Below are 15529 nucleotides of genomic sequence, written 5' to 3'. Positions count from 1 at the left end.
AGCCTGAACCCGGAACTCGAGGTGACAGAGCATGCTCGTCACCTGCTGGCGCAGCTGGGCCAGCATCGATTCGAAAAGCTCGAATGCCTCGCGCTTGTACTCGTTCAAGGGGTCGCGCTGCGCGTAGGCGCGCAGATTGATGCCCTGGCGGAGATGGTCGAGGCTGAGGAGGTGCTCCTTCCAGGCATGGTCGAGAATCTGAAGAAGGAGGCTCTTCTCGGCCATGCGCATGAGCTCGGGGCCGACATTCGCCGCCTTTTCGGCGAGCTTGCGGTTGGTCGCTTCCTCGATCCGCTCGCGGATCTCCGCCTCGGCGATCCCTTCCTCCTTGGCCCAGTCCGCGATCGGAAGGTCGAGGCCCAGAAGGCGCAGGCACTCCTCGTGGAGCCCTGCCGTGTCCCACTGGTCGGGCAGCGCCCCGGGCGGGATGCAGCGCGCGACCATGTCGTTGATCACCTCGGCGCGCATGTGGGCGACCATGTCCTGAACGTCCGGCGCGTTCATGATCTCGCGCCGCTGCTCGTAGACGACCTTGCGCTGGTCGTTCATGACGTCGTCGAACTTGAGGACGTACTTGCGGGCCTCGAAGTTGCGCGCCTCGACCTTCTGCTGCGCCTTTTCCAGAGCCTTGTTGATCCAGGGATGGATGATCGCCTCGCCCTCCTGCAGGCCAAGCCGCTGCAGCATGCTGTCCATGCGCTCGGAGCCGAAGATGCGCAGCAGATCGTCTTCCAGGCTGAGGAAGAATTTCGACGCGCCCGGATCGCCCTGGCGGCCCGAACGGCCGCGCAGCTGGTTGTCGATGCGCCGGCTTTCGTGGCGCTCGGTGCCGATCACGAACAGGCCGCCGGCGGCCAGCACCTTCTCCTTCTCGACGGCGACTTCGGCGCGGATCTTCTCGGCCAGCTTCTCCTTGGCCTCGCCGTCCATGCCCTGGGTTTCCTGCAGGATCCGCATCTCGGCATTGCCGCCGAGCTGAATATCCGTGCCGCGGCCGGCCATGTTGGTGGCGATGGTCACCGCGCCGAGCCGGCCGGCCTGGGCGACGATGAAGGCCTCCTGGTCGTGGTGGCGCGCGTTCAGCACGTTATGCGGAATCTTCTTCTTCTTGAGGAAGTCCGACAGCAATTCCGATTTCTCGATCGAGACCGTGCCGACCAGCACCGGCTGGCCCTTCTGGCGGCATTCCTCGATCAGCTTGACGATCGATTCGTATTTCTCGCGCGCGGTGCGGTAGACCTCGTCGTCCATGTCCTGGCGCGCCACCGGCACGTTGGTCGGAATCTCGACCACTTCCAGGCGATAGATGTCGGCGAACTCGGCCGCTTCCGTCGCCGCCGTGCCAGTCATGCCGGCCAGCTTCGGATACATGCGGAAGTAATTCTGGAAGGTGATCGAGGCCAGCGTCTGGTTCTCGGTCTGCACGCTGACGCCTTCCTTGGCCTCCAGCGCCTGGTGCAGGCCGTCGGAATAGCGCCGGCCTTCCATCATGCGGCCGGTGAATTCGTCGATGATGACGACCTTGTCGTCCTTGACGATGTAATCGACATCCCGGGTGAACAACGCATGCGCGCGCAGGGCCTGGTTGGCGTGATGCACGACGGTGATGTTTTCGATGTCGTAGAGCGAATCGGATTTCAGCAGGCCGGCATCGCGCAGCAGCTGCTCGATATGTTCGGTGCCGGCTTCGGTGAAGTTCACCGTGCGCTGCTTCTCGTCTTTCTCGTAATCCTCGGGCGTCAGCTTCGGGATCAGCGCGTTGACCTTGACGTACAGGTCGGTGGTGTCCTCCGACGGGCCGGAGATGATCAGCGGCGTGCGCGCCTCGTCGATCAGGATGCTGTCCACCTCGTCGACGATGGCGAAGTTGAACGGGCGCTGCACCATCTGCTCGCGCTGGAACTTCATGTTGTCGCGCAGATAGTCGAAGCCGTATTCGTTGTTGGTGCCGTAGGTGACGTCGCAGGCATAGGCCTCGCGGCGCTCCTCGTCGGTCAGGCCATGCACGATGACGCCGGTGGTCAGGCCGAGAAACCCGTAGACGCGGCCCATCCATTCGGCGTCGCGCTTGGCCAGATAGTCGTTCACGGTGACGACATGCACGCCCTTGCCGGCCAGCGCATTGAGATAGACGGCAAGCGTCGCCACCAGCGTCTTGCCTTCGCCGGTCTTCATCTCGGCGATGCGGCCGTCATGCAGCACCATGCCGCCGATCAGCTGCACGTCGTAATGGCGCTGGCCCAGCACGCGCTTGGCCGCCTCGCGCACGACGGCGAAGGCTTCGGGAAGGAGATCGTCCAGGTCCTGGCCCTTGGCGAGGCGCTCCCTGAATTCGACCGTCTTGCCCTGCAGGGCGGCGTCGGTCAGCTTGGCGATCTCGGGCTCCAGCGCGTTGATCGCCTGGACGGTCTTCAGGTAACTCTTGACCGCCCGGTCGTTGGCCGACCCGAACAGCTTCTTGGCGATGGCGCCCAACATGCCCAACTCCCGCGTATTCCGGCCCTGATTTTTTCGGCTGGAGAGACTTAAATCCGTGTCGCCACAAGGAAACCGGGCGACGGAAACCCGCGTGAGAGATAAGCACTGCGCCCCGCGATGTCAACGAAGCCCGCCTGCGGCAAAGCCGCCCCGGCGAATCGCCCGGCACGCATTGACCCTCGCCGAGTCAAAGGGTTACATCGGCTATCCAAGAATAAGGTGTATTCCCGGTGACGACTGACGTGAACTCCGCCCCGCTCGACCCCGTGCGGCTCGCCCAGGACCTGATCCGCTGCCCCAGCATCACCCCGCAGGATGGCGGCGCGCTTGGCGTGCTGGAGGCGGCGCTGACGCCGCTCGGCTTTCGCTGCGAACGCCTGCGCTTTTCCGCCCCCGGCACTCCGGATGTGGAAAACCTCTATGCCCGCTGGGGCGAGGGCGAGATCGGCGCCCGGCAGAAGGGCCCGACTTTCTGCTTCGCCGGCCATACCGATGTGGTGCCGCTCGGCGACGAAGCGGCCTGGACGGTGAAGCCCTTCGGCGCGGAGATCATCGACGGCCAGCTTTACGGGCGCGGGGCGTCCGACATGAAATCGGCAATTGCCGCCTTCGCCGCCGCCGCCCAGCGTTTCCTGGCCGCGCGCGGCGGTCGGCTGGACGGTGCGATCAGCCTGCTGATCACGGGCGACGAAGAGGGGCCGGCCATCAACGGCACCGCCAAGATGCTGAAATGGCTGGCGGAAAGGGGCGAAACGCTGTCCGCCTGCGTGGTCGGCGAGCCGACCAACCCGTTCCGCCTGGGCGACATGATAAAAATCGGCCGGCGCGGCTCGCTGACTGCCCGGATCACCGTGCATGGCATTCAGGGCCATGTCGGCTATCCGCATCTGGCCGACAATCCGATCCCGCGGCTGCTGGATATCCTCACCCTGCTGAAAACCCGCCGGCTGGACCGGGGCAATGCCCATTTCGAGCCGTCCAATCTCGAGATCACCAGCGTCGATGTCGGCAATCCGGCCAACAACGTGATCCCGGCCGCGGCCAGGGCGGTGCTGAACATCCGCTACAACACCGAACAGACCTCGGCCGGCCTGAAAAGCTGGATCACGCGCTGCTGCGAGGCGGTCTGCGGCCGCCAGGGCAACCAAGCGCGGTTCGACCTGATCCTGGAGGACGGCGCCATGCCGTTCCTTACCGAGCCGGGGCCGTTCGTGGCCGCCATGGCGGAGGCCGTGCGCGACGGCACCGGGCGCATGCCTGAATTGAGCACCACGGGCGGCACCTCGGATGCGCGTTTCATCCAGGCCTATTGCCCGGTGGTGGAATTCGGCCTGATCGGCCAGACCATGCACAAGGTGGACGAGCGCGCGGCGGTGGCCGACATCGAAGCCCTGTCGCGGGTCTACGAGGGCATGCTGCAGCGGTTCTTCGCGATGCCGGCCGGCCATGGCGCTGCCGCGCAGTCCTGAAATCCTCGCCGCCATCCGCGGGCTCGGCCTGGTGCTGCGCGGCGATCCGCAGGCGCCGGCCTGGTATGACCTGTCGATCGACGGCTTCTGGCGTTCCTTCTGGCCGGCGCTGATCGCCGCCGGCCTCTATTTCGCCGTACTGGAGCCGAGCGCCGAGGATCTTGCCGCCTGGGGCAGCCATATCGGCTTCGCGCTCGGCGAGGCGGGGCAGTATCTCACCGCCTGGGTCGCCTATCTGGCGGTGATGGTCCTGCTCTGCCGGGCGTTTCACCTGACCGGGCGCTATGCCGTCTTCGTCGTGCTCTACAACTGGGCGCAGGCGATCATCAATGGCGTCAGCCTGCCGGTGATGCTCGCCGAAAACTGGGGCCTGCTGCCGCCGGGGGCGCTGATCGGCTGGGAGCTCGCCCTGCTGCTGCTCTGGCTCTATACCGTGGCGCAGATCGCCCGGACGGCGCTGGGCGCGTCGCTGATGGTGGCCGTCACCGCGGCGGCGCTCGATCTTGCCGCGACCATCCTGGTGGACCGCGCCATCGGCGCGCTGCTGTAGGCCTTATGCTGCCGTAGGCTTATGCTGCGGCCTTACGTGCGGCTGGCCAGCAGATAGCCGAGATAGGCCAGATAGGCGGCCACGAAGGCGATGCCCTCGATCCGCGCCACCTGGCGTCCGCTGTAGAAGACCGGCACGCAGAGGAGGGCGACGGCCGCCATCATTGGGATATCGACCGTGATCAGCGAGCGCGCCACCGGGATCGGCGCGGACGGGACGATGCAGGTGAGGCCGAGGATGAACAGGATGTTGTAGACGCTGCTGCCCAGCAGGTTGCCGATGGCGATATCGCGCTGCCGCCTGAGCGTCGAGACCACCGTGGTGACCAGTTCCGGCGAGGATGTGCCGATCGCCACGATGGTCAGGCCGATGAATTCGTCGGATACCGCCCATAGGCGGGCCAGGCCGACCGCGCCGCGCACCAGCCAGTCGGCGCCCACGACGATCACCGCGATGCCGGCGATCAGCAGGGCTAGATTCCATGCGACGGAGGCTTCCGGCGCCGGATGCGGCCGGCCGCCGCCGACCTCTTCGATCCCTTTGGCGAAGGAGGCCCGGACCATCCGGCTTTCGCGCCGCGCCAGATACACGATCGCGGCGGTGTATGCCAGCGCGGCGCCGACCAGCAGGATTCCCTCGGCGCGCGACAGGCTGCCGTCCCAGGCCATGATCAGCAGGGCGAAGGACGCGCCCACGATCATCGGCAGGTCGAGCCACAATGTTTCGGCCCGCAGGGCCAGCGGCCGCATCGCCGCGCTGAGGCCGAGGATCAGCAGGATGTTGACGACGTTGGTGCCGGCGATGTTGCCGACGGCAAGGTCGCCGTTGCCCTGCAGGACGGCGTCGATGCCGACCGCCAGTTCCGGGGTGCTGGTTCCGACGGCGACGATGGTCAGCCCGATCACGACCGGCGAAACCCCCAGCCGCGCGGCCAGCCGCGTGCCGCCGCGCACCAGCAGTTCGGCGCCGACGACCAGGACGGCAAGGCCGGCGGCGGTCAGGCCGAAGGCGGTCAGGCCCTGGATCGTAAGACCCGGGACCGTAAGACCCTGGACCGTAAGACCCTGGGCGGCGAAACCCTGAATGGCGGAATCCCGGGCGGTCAGCATGCAATCGGCCGGGTCATGGGGCGAATCTCTTCCTCCGGATAGAAGCTGTCGCAGGCGGCCATATATGGTTTCAGTATATCGGGCCGCGGCCGCCGGATTTTTGATCCATGTCAGTATGCCGCCGCGCCACGAGCGGTATCGTGGCTCCGGCAACCTGATCCGTGCCGCGCTGTCCCAAGGCGTCACGAAAGCGGCATCGCGAATCTGGCGTTGCGAAGCTGGCGTCGTCAAACCCGACGGGCATGCCGAACAAGGGAGGCGCATGGCGCATGAAGAAGATCCTTGTTGCGACGGATTTTTCCACCCGGTCCGACCGCGCCATCCGGCGCGGCGTATTGCTGGCGAAGGAATTCGATGCGGCAGTGACGCTGCTGCATGTGGTCGACAACGACCAGCCCGAGCGCATCCTCCGCGCCGAGCGCCTGGCGGCATCGGCCCTGCTCAGCGAGCAGGCCGCCTCGCTGGGCAAGATCGACGGCGTGGCCTGCGATCACAGCATCGCGCTGAACGATCCCTTCGAGGGCATTCTGGATTCCGTCCGGCAGATATCCCCGGACCTGCTCGTGCTCGGTCCGCACCGGCGCCAGGCGCTGCGCGACGTCTTCGTCGGCACCACGGCCGAGCGCAGCATCCGGGCCAGCCCGCGGCCCGTGCTGATGGCCAATGGCGTTCCCGCCGGCTTCTATCGCCATCTGCTGATCGCCACCGATCTTGCCGCCGGCGCCGGCCATGTCGCGCGCGCCGTCCTCGATCTCGGCCTGACGGCGCGGGCGAAGGTTTCCGTCGTCCATGCGCACGACATTCCGGCCGCCGGCCTGATTGCCCGGGCGCAGATGACGGAATCGGAAATCCGCGATTACCTGGCCGACGAGCACGACCAGGCCGCCGGCGCGCTGGCAAGTTTCGTAGCGGAGCAGCGCCTGCCGGCCGCCAGCCAGGTGGTCCGGCTGAACGAGACCTCCGAGGCCGATGTCATCTGTTCGGTGGCGAAGGAACTTGCGGCGGATCTCATCGTCGTCGGCACGCGCAGCCGCGGCGGCCTGGCGACGCTGGTGCTGGGCAGCGTCGCCCAGCAGGTCCTGGGCATGTCGGATGTCGACGTGCTCGCCATCCCGCCCGGCGCCTAATCGCCCCGGCCGGGCTCCTTGCGCGGCATGGTCGATTTGTTACTGTGGCCGCCGGAGAGTGAATAGGGGACGAGGCGATGGACCAGACATTGCGGCAGAAACTGATCGGAATGGTCGAGGAGGAGCGCGCCAAGCGCGCCACGCTCGCCGCCGATGGCAGCCTGTTCATCGGCTACAACGCCGAGATCCGCGCCCTGCACAATGCCCATGCCAAAATACTGGCCGACATCGTCGATGCCGAGGGCTGGCCGAATACCGACAAGGCCGGCGCCGATGGGGCCGCCGCGGCCTGGATGATCGTGCAGCAGTCGATCGGCCTGCCGCGCTTCATGCGCGCCTGCCTGGAGATCATCGAGGCGGAAGCCGACCAGGGCCGGGTGCCGCGCTGGCAGGTGGCGCTGCTGACCGACCGCATCCGCTGGCTGGAGGGCCGGCCGCAGGTCTATGGCAGCCAGTTCGACTGGAACGAGGCGGGCGAGATGGTGCCGCTGCCGATCGAGGACGAGGCCAATGTCGACATGCGCCGCGCCCTGGCCGATCTGATCCCGCTTTCGGAAGGCATCGCCCAGCGCCGCGCCGAGGCGCTGGAGCGGGGCGAGCGCCCGCCGGCCGATTGGGCGGCGCGCCGCAAGGATTTCGAGGACTGGGCCAAGGCGATCGGCTGGCGCAGCTGAGCCGCACGGCTCAGTAATCCACCCGCATCAGGTAAAGACCTTCCGGCGGCGCGGTCGGCCCGGCGGCGGCGCGGTCCTTCCTGTCCAGCGCGGCCTTGACATTCGCCGCGCTCCAGCGGCCCTCGCCGACCAGCTTCAGCGTGCCGACCATGTTGCGGACCTGGTGATGCAGGAAGCTGCGCGCCTGGGCGGTGATCAGCACTTCGTCGCCGGCGCGGCGCACGGCCAGATGCGCCAGCGTCTTTTCCGGCGATTTCGCCTGGCATTCGGCGGCGCGGAAGCTGGTGAAGTCGTGCCGGCCGACCAGATGCTGCGCCGCCTCATGCATCGCATCGGCGTCGAGCCTGACCGGCACATGCCAGACCAGGCCGGCCTCCAGGACCGGCGGCGGGCGGCGGTTGAGGATGCGGAAGAGATAGCTGCGCGCGGTCGCCGACAGCCGGGCATGGAAGCCGTCGGGCACGATCGCCGCGTCCAGCACCTTGATGGCTTCGTCGCGCAGGTGGAAATTCAGCCCGTCGCGAATGCGGTCCGGCGTGAAGTCGCGCGCCAGGTCGAAATGCGCCACCTGGCCGCGCGCATGCACGCCGGCATCGGTGCGGCCGGCGGCGACGACCTCGACGCTGGCGCCGCTCAGCGCCTGGATCGCCTCCTCCAGCGCCGCCTGCACGGCGCGGCCATTCTGCTGGCGCTGCCAGCCGACATAGGCGCCGCCGTGATATTCCAGCGTCAGGCGGAACCGCGGCATCAGCCCAGCACCGTTCCCTTCGGCAGCGGAAAGCCGCGCAGGAATTCGGCCGCGCTCATCGCGCCCTTGCCGGCGCGCTGCAGTTTCAGCAGCTTCAGGGCGCCGAAATCCCCGCCCGGGCCGCAGGCCACCGCCGGCGCGTCGTCCACTACCAGGCCGGGCGCGCCCCCGCCATGCACCGGCTCGGCCGCCAGCAGCTTGATGCGTTCGCCGTTCTGCGCCGTGAAGAACGTGCCCGGCCCGGGATTGAGCGCGCGCACCATGCGGTCGATCTCGACCGCCGGCCTGGTCCAGTCGATGCGGCCCTCGTCCCTGGCCAGCTTGGCGGCATAGGTCACGCCCTCGGCCGGCTGCGGCTGCGGCTCCAGCCGGCCGGCGGCGTAGTCATGCACGGCGCGCAGCATCAGCGGCGCGCCCGCCCTGGCCAGTTCGTCGTGCAATTCGCTCACCGTCATGCGCGGGCCGATGGCAACGCGCGCGCAATCCAGCACCGGGCCGGTATCCAGCCCGGCATCCATCTTCATGGCGCAGACGCCGGTCTCGGCATCGCCGGCCAGCAGGGCGCGCTGGATCGGCGCCGCGCCGCGCCAGCGCGGCAGCAGCGAGGCATGCAGGTTGAAGCAGCCGTATTTCGGCGCGTCCAGCACCGCCTGCGGCAGCAGCAGGCCGTAGGCCACCACGATGGCGGCGTCGGCCTGCCAGGCGGCGAACTCCGCCTGCGCCTGCGGGCTTTTCAGCGATGTCGGATGCCGCACGGCAAGGCCGTGCCGTTCGGCGAAAGCCTGCACCGGCGAGGGCGTCAGCCTGTGGCCGCGGCCGGCGGGCCGGGGCGGCTGCGAATAGACGGCGCAGATCTCGTCGCCGGCCTCGAGAAACGCCTTCAGCACCGGCACGGCGAAATCCGGCGTGCCCATGAACACCAGACGGAGCGTCATGGCAAAAGCCGCCGGCTCAGCCGGCTTCGACCAGGCGCTTCTGCTTGAGCAGCTTGCGCAGGATCATGTTGCGCTTGAGCGCCGAAAGATGATCGATGAACAGGATGCCGTCGAGATGGTCCATCTCGTGCTGCAGGCAGACCGCGAGCAGGCCGTCGGCCTGCAATTCCTTCTGCTCGCCGTTATAATCGAGATAGGAGATTTTCACCGCCGCGGGCCGCGCCACCTCGGCATATTGCTCGGGCAGCGACAGGCAGCCTTCCTCGTAGACCTTGTCGTCGTCGGACACCCAGGTGAATTCCGGGTTGACGATGAACAGCGGCTGCTTCTCTTCGTCCTCGCGCGCGATGTCGATCACCAGCATGCGCTTGGGGATGCCGACCTGGATCGCGGCCAGCCCGATACCCGGCGCCGCATACATGGTTTCCAGCATGTCGTCGAGCTGGGCGCGCACGGCATCGTCCACCGCCGCCACCGGGGCGGAGACGGCTTCCAGGCGCTTGTCCGGCGCGGTAATGATCGGCAATACGGCCATAGACGGAACCCATTCAAATCACGGCCGCCAGATAGGATGCAGGCTGGCGGTCCGTCAAGCCCACTGGTATTGAACTGTCATGGATATAAGCATTCCTATCGGTTTTGCCATCCTCGGGCTGCTGCTGCTCGCGGTTTTGTGGCAGCTGCGGCGGTCTGCCCGGGCGCCTGGGCAAACGCCTGAATCGGCTACGGAAATCGCCACCCTGACGGCCCGGCTGGAAGCCGCGCAGGCGGCCAGCGCCGCTGCCGAGGCGGCGCTGGCCGAACTGCGCCCCAAGCTGGAATCGGCCGCTGCCGCCCGCGCCGCCGCCGAGACGCGCCAGGCGGAACTGGCGCTGCAGCTCGAGAAGGCCGCGGCGGAGACGGCGGCCGCGCGCGCCGCCCGCGAGGAGGCCGAGCGCGCCCGCATCGAGCAGGAGCGCAATGCCGCCCTGGCGCGCCAGCAGCTCGCCGAGCAGGAGAAGCGCATTGCCGATTTCGAAAAGACCGTGCTGCAGATGACCGAGGCCGCCAAGGCGGCCACCCTGGAGACCGGCAAGCAGCTCGGCGCCATGCTGCTGGAGACGCATAAGCGCGAGGCCGACGAGCAGAAGAAACAGACCTTCGAGCATTACAAGCAGACCTCGGAAGGCCTGCTGCAGCAATTCGCCGCGATCACCGACACGGTCAGCCGCCTGCACCAGCAGGTCGGCGACAGCCGCAAGACCATCGAGACGGTGCATCGCGCGCTGTCGCATCCCGGCGGCGCCGGCCGGCTGGCCGAGATCGGCCTGGAGAACACGCTGAAGGCCTTCGGGCTGCAGCCGGGCCATGACTTCATCGTGCAGTATCATGCCGCCGGCGACGGCGAGCGCGGCAGCCTGCGGCCCGATGCGGTGGTCTTCCTGCCCGGCGATGCCGTGCTGGTGATCGATTCCAAGGCCTCGAAGCTGCTGCTCGATCATGCCGAGGCGGAGGATGCGGCGGCCGAGGCGGCGGCGCTGGCGCAGCTGGCCCAGCGCATGAACCTGCATCTGCGCGCGCTGGCGGCGAAGGATTACGGCAATGCGGTGCTGTCCACCTACCGCGAGCTGAAGCGCGGCGGCGCGCTGAAACGCAGCCTGATCGCCATGGCGCTGCCCAACGAGGCGGCGATCGAGAAGCTGCGCCAGGCGGCGCCCGATTTCGAGCGCCGCGCGGCCGAGGCCAATATCGTCGTGGTCGGGCCGTCGGCGCTCGCCGCCATCATCGCGGTCTCGCGCATGCAGATCGACAGCGGCCGCCAGGTCGAGAATCTGGAAGCCATCATCGACGCCGTCGCCAAGCTGGTCGACAGCGCCGGCACGGCGCTGGCGCAGGCCGAGCGCGTCGGCAAGGGCCTGCAGAAGGCGAGCGAGGAATTCGAGACCTTCAGCCGCTCGGTCAATGCGCGGCTGCTGCCGCGCATCCGCCGGCTGGCGAAATTCGGCATCCGCGCCAAGAGCGCGCCGGCGGCCCTGCCCAGCTTCAACGTCAATATCCGGCATGCCGACGACATCATCGACGCGAGCGTCGAGGAGGTCGATGCCGGGATCGAGGCGCCCGCGCGGCCGCGCCTGGCCGCCGGCGGCGATGGCAGCAACGGCGGGGCTTCGTGAGTTTCGCATCCAGTCCGCATGACGATCCGCGCGGCGATCCGCATGGCGCCGGCCAGCAGCACCATCCCAATGGCCGCAAGATCAGCGAGATCGTCGCCGATCTGTGCAACGGCGATCCGGAGGACCGCGTCAGCCTGCACGACCTTCTGCACGCTTTCGAGATCCGCGCCTTCGGCCTGCTGGTCCTGGTCTTCGCCCTGCCCAACGGCGTGCCGGCGCCGATCGCGCCGGGCCTGTCGGCCATTCTCGGCGCGCCCCTGCTCTGGCTCGGCGCGCAGATGCTGCTCGGCTTCGAGCATCCCTGGTTTCCGCGCAGCTGGCTGCAGCGCAGCTTCCGCCGCGCCGATGTGGCGCGCGCCCTGCGCCGCGCCATCCCGGTGATCGAACGCATCGAGCGCTTCATCAAGCCGCGCGTGCAGCTCATCGCCGGCTTCCGGGCGCGGCGCCTGATCGGCGCGCTGGTGCTGTGGAACGCCTTCCTGCTCGCCCTGCCGATTCCCTTCGGCAACCTGGTGCCGGCCTGGGCGATCATCCTGACGGCGGTCGGCCAGCTCGAGCGCGATGGCGTCATGGTGGCGTCCGGCTTCGTCACGACTTTGCTCGGCACCGCCTGGGTCTGGTTCCTGATCACCGTCGGACTGGATATAATCCAGAAGCTTTTCTGAGCCGGGCGTCCGGCTCGGGCAAGGCGTGACTGTTACGTTGTCTTTCTGGAAGAGCGCCATGACCGCCGACGAGATCATCGCCGCATTGCAGTTGCAGCCGCATCCCGAAGGCGGGCATTTCGCCGAGACCTTCCGCGATCCGGCCGCCGATTCGAATGGCCGCGCGCGGTCGACCGCGATCTATTTCCTGCTCAAGGCCGGCGAGCGCTCGCATTGGCACCGCGTCGATGCGGCCGAGATCTGGCATCATTATGCCGGCGCGCCGCTGCGGCTCAGCATGGCGGCGCAACCGGGCGCGGCGCCGCGGCATCTCACGCTCGGCAGCGATCTGTCCGCCGGGCAGCGCCCGCAGGGCATCGTACCGGCGCATCACTGGCAGGCGGCGGAATCGCTCGGCGCCTGGAGCCTGGTGGGATGCACGGTGGCGCCGGCTTTCGAATTCGCCGGCTTCGAACTCGCGCCGCCGGGCTGGACGCCGGATTCTCGCTAGAGGCGGCAGCACCGCGCCCGGGCCGACGGAGCCGATTGCTTTCCGTGCTATCCGCCTTACCGGCGCAGCGGCTGGGCGAAATACCGGCTCGGCGTCGTGCCGAAGCTGCGGCGGAACATCGCTGTGAAGGCCGCCGGCGAGGCATAGCCCAGATCGGCCGCCACCAGGGCCACCGGCTGGCCTTCGCTCAGGCGCTTGAGGGCCTCGGCCAGCCGCGCCTGCTGCCGCCAGGCCTGAAACCCCATGCCGGTCTCGCGCAGGAACAGGCGCGCCAGGCTGCGGCTGCTCATGCCGGCTTCCGCCGCCAGGGTCTCCAGACCGAGATCGGCGCCGATCCGCTCCAGCACGAGCCGGCAGACCCGGCGCAGGCGCTGCTCCTGCGGCATCGGCAGGTGCAGCGGCAAGGCGCCGACGCCCTCGATCTCATGCAGCAGAAGCTGCGCGATCAGCGCGCCGCGGCTGCCGGGCGGATAATCCACCGGCTCCTCCATCGCCGCCAGGATCAGTTCGCGCAGCAGCGGCGAGACCTCGATCACCTGGCATTGCGCCGGCAGGCCGGCGGCGGCGGCCGGCGCGATATAGAGCGTGCGCATCGCCACCGCGCCGATCATGCGCAGGGCATGCTCGGTGGCGGGCGGCACCCAGACGGCGCGCTGCGGCGGCACGATCCAGGTGCCCACCGGCGTGGTCACCTGCATCACGCCGCGCACCGCGAACAGAAGCTGCGCGCGCTCGTGGCGGTGCGGCCGGACGGTCTCGCCGGGGGCGAAATCCTTCGGCATCGCCGCCACTGCCGGTCGGATGCGCTGGTAATCCTCGGCATTGGTGCTGCGGGCAGACATGTTTGTCAGATTCTCGACAGAAATTGGCAGGACAACGCATATCAGACATGGCTATCGTCGCCGGCGCAAGCAGAAACCGGACCGGATCGGAGCCATGGAGTCTTCCCATAGCCGGCGCGTCATCGTTTTCGTCAACGCCGCCCATGCCATCGACCATATGTTCATGCTGATCTTCCCGACGGCGGTGCTCTCGATGAGCGCCGCCTTCGGGCGCTCCTACGGCGAACTGCTGGCGCTTTCGGTCGGCGGCTTCGTCGCCTTCGGCGCGGCCTCGATTCCGGCCGGCTGGCTCGGCGATCTGTGGAGCCGGCGCAACATGCTGGCGGTCTTCTTCTTCGGCATCGGCGCCGCCGCCATCCTGGCCGGCTGCAGCAATTCGGTCGCCATGCTGGCCGTCTCGCTCACCCTGATCGGGCTGTTCGCCGCGATCTACCATCCGGTCGGCGGCGCGCTGCTGGCCTCGCATGCGGCAAAGCTCGGCCGCGAGATCGGCTTCAACGGCGTCTGGGGCAATCTCGGCATCGCCTTCGCCGCGCTGATCACGGCGGGCCTTGCGCAATATTTCGGCTGGCGCGCCGCCTTCATCCTGCCGGGCGCGGCCGCCATGCTGTTCGGCGCGGCCTTTCTTTTGCTGGTGCCCGATGCGCCGGCGCCGGTGCGCGCCAGCGCCAGGCAGCAGGCCGCCGTGCCGCGCCGCATCGCCATGCGCGCCTTCATGGTGCTGGCGGTGGCCACCGTCACCGGCGGCGTCGTCTTCAACGCCGCCACCGTGTCGCTGCCCAAGCTGTTCGACGAGCGCCTGCTCGGCCTGACGCAATCCAGCCTGGGCGTCGGCGCCCTGGTCTGCGCGGTCTATATCGCCGGCGCGGTGGCGCAGCTCATCATCGGCAAGCTGGTCGACCGCTTCAGCCTGAAGGCGATCTTCGTGCCGCTGTCGGCCTTGCAGGCGCCGTGCCTGTTCATCGCCGCCAAGGCCGGCGATTGGGGCCTGATCGCCGGCGCGGCCGGATTGATGTTCGCGATCTTCGGCCAGGTCACCGTCAACGACGCGATGATCGTGCGCTACACGGCGGAAGCCTGGCGCTCGCGCGCCTATGCGCTGCGCTATTTCCTCTCCTTCAGCGCCAGCGCCTGCGCCGTGCCGCTGGTGGCCTATCTGCACGAGATCGGCGCTGCCTCCGGCGGCGGCTTCGTCATGCTGTTCCAGGTGCTGGCGGTGTTCGGCCTGGGGATTTTCCTCTCCTCGCTGTTCTTCCCGCACCGGCCGAACGAAGTGCAGGCGGCGGACGCAGCAGACGCGCCGGGCGACGCGTCCCCGCGTCCGGCCCGGGCGTGACCTGGATGTGATCCGGGGCGTGATGCAGCGCCGCAGGGCGGCGGCCTCGTTCACACAGATCGTCCCCCTCGGACTTGTTCCGAGGGTCCAGCAGCATCGACGCTGCGCCGGGAGGGCGCTTGTCTTTGCCGGGTCGGCGCCGCATGGACCCCCGCGACAAGCGCGGGGGTGACGGTGAGGGGCGGCGGCTTTAGCTGGCTAGATCCGCGCCACCAGTTCCGCCAGTTGCTCGGCGCACTGCGCCCAGCCGGCATGGAAGCCCATCTGTTCATGCGCGGCGCAGTCTTCCGCCGTCCAATGCAGGCAGCGCACATGGTAGCGCGTCTTGCCGGCGCCGGCCGCCTCGAAGGTCACGATCGCGGTCATGAAGGGTTTCGCCGCCGGCTCCCAGGCCTTGTTATAGGCATCGGTGAAAACCAGGCGCTCGTTCGGCACCACCTCCGGATAGATGCCGGGGCAGGGGATTTCGACGCCGTCCGGCCCCTGCATGACGATCAGGCTGGCGCCGCCCGGGCGCTGATCGACCTCCACCCTGATCGCTTTGTAGGGCTTCGGCGCGAACCATTGCTGCATCAATTCGGGATCGCTCCAGGCGCGGAAGACGGTTTCGCGCGGCGCATCGATGATGCGGGTCAGCGTCAGCTCGCGCTCGGAAATCTTGGCGGTGCGCGTCGCCCCGGTGCTGATCGGTCCGGTGCTGATCGGTCCGGTGGCGGAATTCGGGGCGGCGGTGCTTTCAACGGTACCGGCTTGGGCAGTCATGACGGTCTCTCCTGTCGCTGTGCGGCGCGATCGGAATTCGCGCGCTTGCCCCTAGGGTGTGTCGTCAATTGTATGAGAGGATGGCGGCGGCGAGCTTTGTGGCTGCTGCGAAATGGTCGGCTCGTTTGTCGTAGCGGGTGGCGATGGCTCGGAACTGCTTGAGGCGGCAGAAGAAGCGCTCGATGCGGTTA

15 protein-coding genes and 1 pseudogene are annotated in these 15529 nt (G+C 68.1%); 8 read left to right on the top strand and 8 right to left on the bottom strand.

Going from position 1 to position 15529, the window contains the following annotated elements; genetic code table 11:
• On the bottom strand, positions 1 to 2478 hold a 2478-nt coding region (secA, locus tag VF194_RS00080; protein WP_330886778.1), incomplete at its 3' end, for a preprotein translocase subunit SecA.
• Positions 2479 to 2720: 242 nt separating this feature from the next.
• On the opposite strand from secA, the gene dapE reads away from it, so the two are divergent.
• Both dapE and VF194_RS00070 read left to right on the top strand, forming a co-directional pair.
• Positions 2721 to 3947: a succinyl-diaminopimelate desuccinylase gene (dapE, locus tag VF194_RS00075; RefSeq protein WP_330886776.1), complete on the top strand. Its 1227-nt coding sequence runs from the start codon at positions 2721 to 2723 to the stop codon at positions 3945 to 3947.
• Positions 3925 to 4497, top strand: coding sequence for a hypothetical protein (locus tag VF194_RS00070; RefSeq protein ID WP_330886774.1), 573 nt, complete (start codon positions 3925 to 3927; stop codon positions 4495 to 4497). Before dapE ends, VF194_RS00070 begins: the two co-directional genes overlap by 23 nt.
• A 32-nt stretch (positions 4498 to 4529) precedes the next feature.
• Here VF194_RS00070 and VF194_RS00065 read toward each other — a convergent pair whose 3' ends face one another.
• Positions 4530 to 5606, bottom strand: coding sequence for a calcium/sodium antiporter (locus VF194_RS00065; protein WP_330886772.1), 1077 nt, complete (start codon positions 5604 to 5606; stop codon positions 4530 to 4532).
• A 269-nt stretch (positions 5607 to 5875) separates the two neighbouring features.
• Here VF194_RS00065 and VF194_RS00060 point away from each other — a divergent pair, with 269 nt between their 5' ends.
• Together VF194_RS00060 and VF194_RS00055 are read left to right on the top strand one after the other, a co-directional pair.
• The gene (locus VF194_RS00060) at positions 5876 to 6733 is read left to right on the top strand and encodes a universal stress protein (RefSeq protein WP_330886770.1); all 858 of its coding nucleotides are present in this window, start codon (positions 5876 to 5878) and stop codon (positions 6731 to 6733) included.
• 77 nt (positions 6734 to 6810) lie between these two features.
• The gene (locus VF194_RS00055; RefSeq protein WP_330886768.1) at positions 6811 to 7407 is read left to right on the top strand and encodes a DUF6624 domain-containing protein; all 597 of its coding nucleotides are present in this window, start codon (positions 6811 to 6813) and stop codon (positions 7405 to 7407) included.
• A gap of 10 nt (positions 7408 to 7417) precedes the next feature.
• On the opposite strand, the gene truA is transcribed toward VF194_RS00055, so the two are convergent.
• Genes truA through def form a run of 3 tightly spaced genes read right to left on the bottom strand, consistent with a single transcriptional unit; the run spans position 7418 to position 9625 of the window.
• Complete coding sequence (gene truA / locus VF194_RS00050) at positions 7418 to 8155, bottom strand: tRNA pseudouridine(38-40) synthase TruA (protein ID WP_330886766.1); 738 nt, start codon at positions 8153 to 8155, stop codon at positions 7418 to 7420.
• Entirely contained in the window at positions 8155 to 9090 is a 936-nt protein-coding gene (fmt, locus tag VF194_RS00045; protein WP_330886764.1) for a methionyl-tRNA formyltransferase, read from the bottom strand. The genes truA and fmt overlap by 1 nt, the downstream gene beginning before the upstream one ends.
• A 16-nt stretch (positions 9091 to 9106) precedes the next feature.
• A complete protein-coding gene (gene def, locus VF194_RS00040) occupies positions 9107 to 9625 on the bottom strand; it encodes a peptide deformylase (protein WP_330886762.1) in 519 nt (172 codons plus the stop codon).
• Positions 9626 to 9704: 79 nt separating this feature from the next.
• On the opposite strand from def, the gene rmuC reads away from it, so the two are divergent.
• From rmuC to VF194_RS00025, 3 genes are read left to right on the top strand one after another with little or no spacing between them, the layout of a single operon-like run.
• Complete coding sequence (gene rmuC / locus VF194_RS00035; RefSeq protein ID WP_330886760.1) at positions 9705 to 11243, top strand: DNA recombination protein RmuC; 1539 nt, start codon at positions 9705 to 9707, stop codon at positions 11241 to 11243.
• Positions 11240 to 11908 (top strand): exopolysaccharide biosynthesis protein, encoded by a 669-nt coding sequence (locus VF194_RS00030; RefSeq protein ID WP_330886758.1) that lies wholly within the window; start codon positions 11240 to 11242, stop codon positions 11906 to 11908. Before rmuC ends, VF194_RS00030 begins: the two co-directional genes overlap by 4 nt.
• Before the next feature lie 58 nt (positions 11909 to 11966).
• The gene (locus VF194_RS00025; RefSeq protein ID WP_330886756.1) at positions 11967 to 12398 is read left to right on the top strand and encodes a cupin domain-containing protein; all 432 of its coding nucleotides are present in this window, start codon (positions 11967 to 11969) and stop codon (positions 12396 to 12398) included.
• A gap of 56 nt (positions 12399 to 12454) precedes the next feature.
• On the opposite strand, the gene VF194_RS00020 is transcribed toward VF194_RS00025, so the two are convergent.
• Entirely contained in the window at positions 12455 to 13240 is a 786-nt protein-coding gene (locus VF194_RS00020; RefSeq protein WP_330886754.1) for a helix-turn-helix transcriptional regulator, read from the bottom strand.
• Between the two features lie 94 nt (positions 13241 to 13334).
• Here VF194_RS00020 and VF194_RS00015 point away from each other — a divergent pair, with 94 nt between their 5' ends.
• Positions 13335 to 14576, top strand: a complete 1242-nt coding sequence (locus VF194_RS00015) for an MFS transporter (RefSeq protein ID WP_330886753.1) — start codon at positions 13335 to 13337, stop codon at positions 14574 to 14576.
• Between the two features lie 198 nt (positions 14577 to 14774).
• Here VF194_RS00015 and VF194_RS00010 read toward each other — a convergent pair whose 3' ends face one another.
• Positions 14775 to 15338, bottom strand: a complete 564-nt coding sequence (locus tag VF194_RS00010) for an SRPBCC family protein (RefSeq protein WP_330886752.1) — start codon at positions 15336 to 15338, stop codon at positions 14775 to 14777.
• A gap of 64 nt (positions 15339 to 15402) precedes the next feature.
• A pseudogene (locus VF194_RS00005) lies at positions 15403 to 15529 on the bottom strand (IS5/IS1182 family transposase); the annotation flags it as partial.

It is taken from the genome of Ferrovibrio sp. (assembly GCF_036381655.1).
Taxonomy (GTDB): Bacteria; Pseudomonadota; Alphaproteobacteria; order Ferrovibrionales; family Ferrovibrionaceae; genus Ferrovibrio.
Note: the sequence above shows the minus strand (reverse complement) of the source record. Positions and strands in the feature narration are given on the sequence as shown.

What these genes read in the sequence shown, in the direction of transcription:
- VF194_RS00020 (WP_330886754.1), bottom strand. Translation starts at nt 13,240, where the DNA reads ATGTCTGCCCGCAGCACCAATGCCGAGGATTACCAGCGCATCCGACCG.
- VF194_RS00055 (WP_330886768.1), top strand. Translation starts at nt 6,811, where the DNA reads ATGGACCAGACATTGCGGCAGAAACTGATCGGAATGGTCGAGGAGGAG.
- VF194_RS00025 (WP_330886756.1), top strand. Translation starts at nt 11,967, where the DNA reads ATGACCGCCGACGAGATCATCGCCGCATTGCAGTTGCAGCCGCATCCC.
- VF194_RS00070 (WP_330886774.1), top strand. Translation starts at nt 3,925, where the DNA reads ATGGCGCTGCCGCGCAGTCCTGAAATCCTCGCCGCCATCCGCGGGCTC.
- rmuC (WP_330886760.1), top strand. Translation starts at nt 9,705, where the DNA reads ATGGATATAAGCATTCCTATCGGTTTTGCCATCCTCGGGCTGCTGCTG.
- truA (WP_330886766.1), bottom strand. Translation starts at nt 8,155, where the DNA reads ATGCCGCGGTTCCGCCTGACGCTGGAATATCACGGCGGCGCCTATGTC.
- VF194_RS00065 (WP_330886772.1), bottom strand. Translation starts at nt 5,606, where the DNA reads ATGCTGACCGCCCGGGATTCCGCCATTCAGGGTTTCGCCGCCCAGGGT.
- VF194_RS00015 (WP_330886753.1), top strand. Translation starts at nt 13,335, where the DNA reads ATGGAGTCTTCCCATAGCCGGCGCGTCATCGTTTTCGTCAACGCCGCC.
- VF194_RS00060 (WP_330886770.1), top strand. Translation starts at nt 5,876, where the DNA reads ATGAAGAAGATCCTTGTTGCGACGGATTTTTCCACCCGGTCCGACCGC.
- def (WP_330886762.1), bottom strand. Translation starts at nt 9,625, where the DNA reads ATGGCCGTATTGCCGATCATTACCGCGCCGGACAAGCGCCTGGAAGCC.
- VF194_RS00010 (WP_330886752.1), bottom strand. Translation starts at nt 15,338, where the DNA reads ATGACTGCCCAAGCCGGTACCGTTGAAAGCACCGCCGCCCCGAATTCC.
- fmt (WP_330886764.1), bottom strand. Translation starts at nt 9,090, where the DNA reads ATGACGCTCCGTCTGGTGTTCATGGGCACGCCGGATTTCGCCGTGCCG.